General features: G+C 47.4%; 8 protein-coding genes. 2 read left to right on the forward strand and 6 right to left on the reverse strand.

The genetic code is table 11. The annotated features are described in order from the left end of the window. Positions 1-295: 295 nt before the first annotated feature. Together ACRCZA_RS15750 and ACRCZA_RS15755 are read left to right on the forward strand one after the other, a co-directional pair. Positions 296-1,573 (forward strand): winged helix-turn-helix domain-containing protein, encoded by a 1,278-nt coding sequence (locus ACRCZA_RS15750; RefSeq protein WP_438675339.1) that lies wholly within the window; start codon positions 296-298, stop codon positions 1,571-1,573. A 382-nt stretch (positions 1,574-1,955) separates the two neighbouring features. Continuing rightward, positions 1,956-2,174: a DUF2798 domain-containing protein gene (locus tag ACRCZA_RS15755; RefSeq protein WP_438675340.1), complete on the forward strand. Its 219-nt coding sequence runs from the start codon at positions 1,956-1,958 to the stop codon at positions 2,172-2,174. A gap of 99 nt (positions 2,175-2,273) precedes the next feature. On the opposite strand, the gene ACRCZA_RS15760 is transcribed toward ACRCZA_RS15755, so the two are convergent. From ACRCZA_RS15760 to ACRCZA_RS15785, 6 genes are all read right to left on the reverse strand, one after another. Then, entirely contained in the window at positions 2,274-3,038 is a 765-nt protein-coding gene (locus ACRCZA_RS15760) for a heme ABC transporter ATP-binding protein (RefSeq protein WP_438675341.1), read from the reverse strand. Further along, positions 3,038-4,081, reverse strand: coding sequence for a FecCD family ABC transporter permease (locus tag ACRCZA_RS15765; RefSeq protein ID WP_438675342.1), 1,044 nt, complete (start codon positions 4,079-4,081; stop codon positions 3,038-3,040). The genes ACRCZA_RS15760 and ACRCZA_RS15765 overlap by 1 nt, the downstream gene beginning before the upstream one ends. Positions 4,082-4,104: 23 nt before the next feature. Then, entirely contained in the window at positions 4,105-4,998 is an 894-nt protein-coding gene (locus tag ACRCZA_RS15770) for a heme/hemin ABC transporter substrate-binding protein (RefSeq protein WP_438675343.1), read from the reverse strand. Positions 4,999-5,024: 26 nt separating this feature from the next. Next, positions 5,025-5,447 (reverse strand): ExbD/TolR family protein, encoded by a 423-nt coding sequence (locus ACRCZA_RS15775; protein ID WP_438675344.1) that lies wholly within the window; start codon positions 5,445-5,447, stop codon positions 5,025-5,027. Next, complete coding sequence (locus tag ACRCZA_RS15780; RefSeq protein ID WP_438675345.1) at positions 5,444-6,178, reverse strand: MotA/TolQ/ExbB proton channel family protein; 735 nt, start codon at positions 6,176-6,178, stop codon at positions 5,444-5,446. Before ACRCZA_RS15780 ends, ACRCZA_RS15775 begins: the two co-directional genes overlap by 4 nt. A gap of 29 nt (positions 6,179-6,207) precedes the next feature. After that, positions 6,208-6,558: energy transducer TonB (locus ACRCZA_RS15785; RefSeq protein ID WP_438675346.1), on the reverse strand; the 351-nt coding region annotated here is incomplete at its 5' end.

Here is a 6,558-nt window from a genome sequence, read left to right on the forward strand (position 1 = left end):
CCAAAAGTAGCCTCGCCTTGGTGCTGCAAATGGGCTTAAGTTTGCCATTAATGTATGGTTTATTAGTCGCTTGGATAGGTGCTTTATTGCTTGGCACGACGTGGTTTTTTAAGCGTCTCGAGATGTAATCTACCGGAAAAGATTTGGGTTTTGTGCTGATTAAACAATAGGTAAAGTGAGTATAGAGTCACAGTATTTTATGCAGGTAAAATCTAAAATGGCGGTTTATAATCGTCACTTTTCTGCTTTTATTGGCAAATCTCCTCTGTGTTGGTTGAGTTATCGAGCGGTTAATATGTATAAAATTACTTCCTATTTAACGTTAGATGAACAGGCTAAGGAATTGGTCGATCATGTTAATGGCACCAAGATTAGCTTAACGTTTTCTGAGGCGGCGATACTCTCCTTATTATTGTCATCTTCAAAAACGATTTTTACCCGGGAACAACTGCTTATGGCGGGTTGGCCAAATCGTGTGGTGACTCCTACTTCTTTAACGAATTGTGTGAGTACATTACGTAAAAAACTCGAGCCTTACGTTGAAGTGCAGCTTAAAACCATGCCACGTCGTGGCTACCAATTACACGTGTCAGTGCAATCCAATCTAAAAATATTGGCCATTAAAGATGCGATTAGAGACGCCATTATTGGCGTATCAAATTGGACGAAACTCTTGGGTATTATGCTATTTGGCCTAATTTTAGCGACGATTTGGTATTTTAGTGAGCGCCATTCTGTCGTGAAGGATGTGGCCAAGTGGCATGCAGATAAATCCATCGACTTGACGTTGGCGGGCACTACCGGCTTTGCTCAATTGCTTTATATGGGAGAGAATAAAAATTTACATCCCTCTGAGTGGCAAAAGCATTTGGTTCCCGAGGGCAATCAAATTGATCATTTAAAGTATTTCAGCGCGTTTGCCGCGACTGACGGCCAACATTACTCGATGGCGATTTGCCCTGAACAGAATCCGGCAAGCTGTAAGGGCAAGGATATGATGAATATTACCGCGATTCACTCTCAGGCTGCCGGCCTTAAGTTGAAGGAATTTATTCCGCTCACCCACGTCATGGAGCAGCGCATCCGCTATAACAAAATTGTGATGCCGTTGGGTGAGAAAGCGACTGGTGAATTGCTTGAGCATAATTATCAAGCCGATATTTATTTTCCGGTGGCGGGTGAACTATTAGTGCGTGCCGATTTAAGTATGTCTTTAGTTTATGAGGGCGAAAATACCGGTTCGTTTTATTCATCCACCTGTATTACTGATCAAGACTGTTTAACGAGTCCATTAAAGTACATTGTACGGGGGGAATTTGAGCAATATCCAACGACGATTGACAATCTTAACGTCGATGTATTTCATGTAAAAGTTCTTCAAAAAGAGCTTTCAAAACCGGATGAGGTTAGTCCATCAGCCATGGCGTTTTATCGGGAGATCCGTAAGCACGATATCCGCGATAAAGATTTATTTTTTTATCGCATACACCAAAATCAGCACTCCGCGGTATGGGTTGTCCCGTTAATTGGCGATATGGTGGCTTGGACCAAATATACTCCGATGAGGCTTTAATTTGGTAACGAAAATCAAGTAGGTAGTAACAACCGATTTTCGACGGGCTGACCAAGCAGCCTCCGTCTAACCTAGAAGCATATGGTGGAAAGGGGAGCATCGTGATGAAGCATATTGACACCATCCCCCCCCTTTAAAGGAGGTGGAGGATGTCAATAGTTTCTGTCGAGGTCCTTGTATATGCGAGCTGGAAACTTGACTCGTACAGGACTAACCACTAACATGCCCAACGTCGAAAAGATTTTAGACTGGTCAGGTTATTCCAGTCCTCGATAATTCGAGATTTAGTTGCATTATGCAAACCCACGGCACTACCCTTTCATTAGGATGGTGCTATTTATTGTATTAGCACCATCTGAAAATTTTTAATTTGGATGGAACAATGCAAAAGAAACAAACCTTGATTGTCGCACAAATCTTTATTTCTCTTATGATGGCATTCCTCATGACTGGCATTTTTAGTTTTTTCGAACTAGGAATGACTCAGAAGTGGCTCTATACATGGATGAATTCCTTCATTGTCGCTTGGCCTATCGCTTTTGTCCTATCTATTTTCGTTGGTAATCTGGGTTTTAAACTCGCAAATAAAGTGACCTCTTGACATACTCATTTCATCTTTAACGGCTAGAGATACCTGTGATTGATTTGAGTAACATTAAGTGTTAATTGGCCACGGGTACTTCACCAACGTAGTGGGCGATCAGGCAATCACCAGCGGGTAGTCGTGCTGAGGATGTGCCAATATCTGCACCGGATACTGGTAGACTTGCGCAATTAAGGGGGCTGTTAACACATCCGCGGGTGTGCCATCGGCCACCACTCGCCCCTTATCTAACAATATCAACCTGTCGGCATATTGTGCTGCGAGGTTAAGATCATGGACTACCGCAACAATACACGCCCCTTCGCGGGCTAAACGTCGCAGTAGCGCCAATGTATGATGTTGATGGGCAATATCTAACGCCGAGGTGGGCTCATCTAAGATCAACACGGGCGCTCTTGGCGACTGAGCGACCTGAGTCAATATCCGGGCAAGATGTACTCGTTGTTGCTCTCCGCCTGACAAACTTGGGTAGAGGCGTTCGGAAAGGTGAGCGACCCCGGTTCGCTCCATATTGTCCTTAGCTATCTGACGAACCTCGGTTCGGCTTGCCGTAAGCGTCTGACTGGCGAGTTCGACCACTTCTTGCACTGTAAAGTTAAAGCTTAAGCTGCTCGACTGTGGCAATACCGCGACGGATCCTGCCAGTGTCGCGTCGGCCCACTCCTGTCTTGGTATATGATAAAAGCTCACGTGGCTGGTCTGAGCCAGTTCACCATTAATGACCTTGAGCAGGCTACTTTTACCGGTTCCATTAGGGCCTAAGATCATGCTAAAGCAGGCGCACTCAAACTCGAGTGAGACATTATCGAGTAGGGTCTTCCCACCTAGGGTTAAGTTGACATGTTCAATTGCAATCCCCATCAAGCTAAGCGTCCTCGTTGTTTAAATAACAGCATTAAAAAGAAAGGTGCTCCAATCGCCGCGGTAATAATGCCCACTGGGATCTCCTGCGGCGCGACGATGGTGCGCGCAATAATATCCGATAGCAGTAACAGTAATGCGCCAAGCACCATCGACACCGGCAGCAGCCGTTCGTGGGCAGGCCCGGTCAACTGACGTGCAATATGGGGCACCACGAGGCCGATAAACCCTATCATCCCGGCCAATGCAACGGTTATCCCCACACCTGCCGCAGTACATAAAATCAGTTTTCGTTTCAGTTTTTGTACGTTAACGCCCATGTGTCTGGCTTCCGCTTCCCCAAGCAATAAGCTATTTAATGGTTTAGCCAAACGCCAAAACACTAACCCCAGCAGCAATAATGCGCTGTAGGCCAAGGCGAGGTTATCTGTAGTGGCTCCTGCAAGAGAGCCCATGGTCCACAGTGACAAATCTCTTAGCGCTTGATCATCGGCAAAGTAATTGAGTAATCCCAATCCTGCTCCTGCCATTGCGGCGAGCGCGACACCGGCGAGCAACATAATGCTGACAGATGTCCCTTGGGCACTGGTACCCATGTAATACACTGCAAAGGTCGCCAGCGCCCCGCCAATAAACGCAAAAACGGGGACGGTTCCTAAGGTCATCATTGGCGTATTGCCAACGACACTGCCCAGCAATACGATGGCAATCGCAGCTCCTAAGGACGCCCCTGCTGACACGCCGATAATGCCAGGGTCGGCCAATGGATTACGAAACAACCCCTGCATTACCGCACCGCACATGGCCAGTAGCGCTCCGACTGAAATCGCTAATAAGGTCCTAGGCAAACGCACTTCCTGAACGATGACTTTGGCGTATTCTGGTAAGTCGGTGTCTAGGTTTAGCAAGGCTCTTAGGGCAGAGGTAAAGCTAATATCCATAGGGCCTAACGCGAGTGAGCTTGCCATCACCAAATATAAGAGCGCGCCACTGGTCGTCAGCAAGAGCCTCAGTGGCACTCTGCGTGTGACTAATTGTTGCATTGCGAGTTCCTTTTCGTTGGGCCTTATTGAGGCGCAGCATTGGCGCCAGTGGCACTCGCCAATTGATGCTGTAGATTTTCGGCTAATGTGAGGCTCGCGAGTCCAAAACCGCCTTGAATCGCCGCGCTAGGAATCGCGATCACCCGCTGATTTTTCACCGCTGGGGTCTGAGCTAATAGCGGTTGCTCTGCCACCAATCCTGCAATCCCGCCTAATTGATCGTAGGTTCGCTCCGCCAGCAGGATGACGTCGGGCTGCATTTGTAGGATGGCCTCACTGGAAAATGACTTATAACTGTGACTGTGCTCGGCCACCGGATTTATCGCGCCCGCCAATTCAATCACAGTGTGGGTGGTTGTCCCCGCACCGGCAACGGTTATGGGCCGCCCCTTTGAAATCATCATAAATAATACTTTGGCTGGTGCGGCGGGTTTATTTTGCTGCAATTTAGCCAATTGCGCTTTCACTTGAGTTTTTATCTGTGCTGCTTTGGCTTGGGTGTCGGTGAGCTTGGCCAATATATCGATGCGGGCATTAAAATCATCAAGATGATTGCCAGAGGGTAGCGCTTGCACGACCACACCTGCCGAGGTGAGCTGCTTTAAGGTGGTATCTGGCCCCATTTCATCTGATCCCAGTAAATGGCTTGGCCTAAGCGACAACAACCCTTCGATCGACAGCTGTCTGTGGTAACCAACGATTGGCACTTCAGTATTTAATAACAATGGCTTACTTGTCAGATCGGCGGCAATAATCTTGTCTTTGGCCCCCAGCGCCAGTAACATTTCGGTGACAGTTGACCCTGCACTAATAATGCGAGGGGAGTTAGCCTCAGTGGCTAGCGCAGCCGCACAATAGACGGTTAAAAGGCTAAACAGGGCGGTTCCGATTAATTGTTTTAGATTTAAGCTCTTCATTTTGGACAACTTCCTTCTACATATTGTCATTGGTTAGGCCCTTTCATCATGATATGGGTGGCATGGATCTGGTGCTGCTGCATAAACTCAAACAGCTTCAATAGTTTTTCGACATTGGCTTGTTTATCACTGGCAATAATGACGGGGCGATTAGGCGTGTGTTTCACTGCCACAGTAAAGGCTGCAGTAAAAGTATCCCAGTCGCTAAACACCTTATCCTGTAGGCCCCAGCGCTCATCATCGGCGGTCACCGTGACGGCTAATGCACTGTCATCAGCACTGCCCAGTTCACTGGAAGACTGGGCTTTAGGGATCGACACGGTTAATGTCTGCACTTGGATGTTGGCGCTGAGCAGCAAAAACACCATCACGATAAAAATAATATCCATGAGCGAGGTGAGATCTGGGCTCAAACCTTCTTCATCAAGGGACTTTTTGGAGCAGATCATCGGCTCACCTCAACGACGCTTTGCTTATCAGACTCCCACGTGTAACTGGGCACACATGGCGTTTGGCAAGCTTGCGGCTGACAGGTGATCTTATCGACACTAAGACCAATCAAGTGCAGATTAAAATGGTTTAACAGATACTCAATGGTATCGAGCTTACGATTAGCCCATAAATTGAATAGCTGTGAGCAAGCGATAGCTGGCACGGCGATCAATAAACCCGCGGCAGTGGTCGCCATGGCGAGACCTAGGCCATCGGCCAGTTGTGATGGGGTCACGGCGCCCGGTGTCGAGGCCACATCCTTAAACATTTCAATTAAGCCCAAAACCGTCCCTAATAGTCCGAGTAAAGGCGCTAAGACGCCGATAATTTGCAGCAGTTTTAATCCCGCCATAAACTGACGGCGCTTCTCCTGTAACCACAGGCTCACAGCCTCTTCACGCAGCGGTTTAGCAAACTGACGATGGCCGATCAACATACACAATCCTTGGGATAGGGCGCTTTTATCTTGGATATGCTGTTGTAGATAAGCATCGAGTTTTGCGTCATCCTCTAATGACAACTGATACAGATCAGTGTGCCCGCTGCGGCGATGGGTTTTACTGTTAAGCATAAAGAACACCAGACGCTCAATAATCAGCATCACCATTAACAGCGACAATAACGTTAATGGCCAGCGCATCAAGCCCAACTGTCCCTGAATAGCAATAAAAAATTCGTTATATGACATATGATTAACTCACTCCACTAAACCAGAAACTACTTCAATTCGAAACGGACTGGGACTTTCAACCTTGAAGCCATTCTCTGTCCGTTTATGCTGTGGCCATTAAATTGCCACTCTTTTAATGCGTCCAGCGCAGCATGATCCAACACTTCATAGCCTGAGCTTTTCGCAATTATTCGCTTGATTTGTTGGCCCTGAGGGTCGAGCCAGACTTCAATCAACACCACACCTTGCAATCCTTTACGTTTTGCCTCTCTGGGATAGTGCGGTGGGGTGGGTTTCACCTTAAAACTGGGCTTTTCTAGCATCACAGGCTGAGCCGCACTCTGGTTTATCGTTGTGGCGAGCGACTGTGGTTGATGATCTTGAAATTGTTCTTGTTC

Source organism: Shewanella sp., from assembly GCF_051658185.1.
Lineage (GTDB): Bacteria > Pseudomonadota > Gammaproteobacteria > Enterobacterales > Shewanellaceae > Shewanella.

Coding starts and splice junctions, on each gene's coding strand:
- ACRCZA_RS15760 (WP_438675341.1), bottom strand. CDS start 3,038: ATGGGGATTGCAATTGAACATGTCAACTTAACCCTAGGTGGGAAGACC.
- ACRCZA_RS15755 (WP_438675340.1), top strand. CDS start 1,956: ATGCAAAAGAAACAAACCTTGATTGTCGCACAAATCTTTATTTCTCTT.
- ACRCZA_RS15765 (WP_438675342.1), bottom strand. CDS start 4,081: ATGCAACAATTAGTCACACGCAGAGTGCCACTGAGGCTCTTGCTGACG.
- ACRCZA_RS15770 (WP_438675343.1), bottom strand. CDS start 4,998: ATGAAGAGCTTAAATCTAAAACAATTAATCGGAACCGCCCTGTTTAGC.
- ACRCZA_RS15750 (WP_438675339.1), top strand. CDS start 296: ATGTATAAAATTACTTCCTATTTAACGTTAGATGAACAGGCTAAGGAA.
- ACRCZA_RS15775 (WP_438675344.1), bottom strand. CDS start 5,447: ATGATCTGCTCCAAAAAGTCCCTTGATGAAGAAGGTTTGAGCCCAGAT.
- ACRCZA_RS15780 (WP_438675345.1), bottom strand. CDS start 6,178: ATGTCATATAACGAATTTTTTATTGCTATTCAGGGACAGTTGGGCTTG.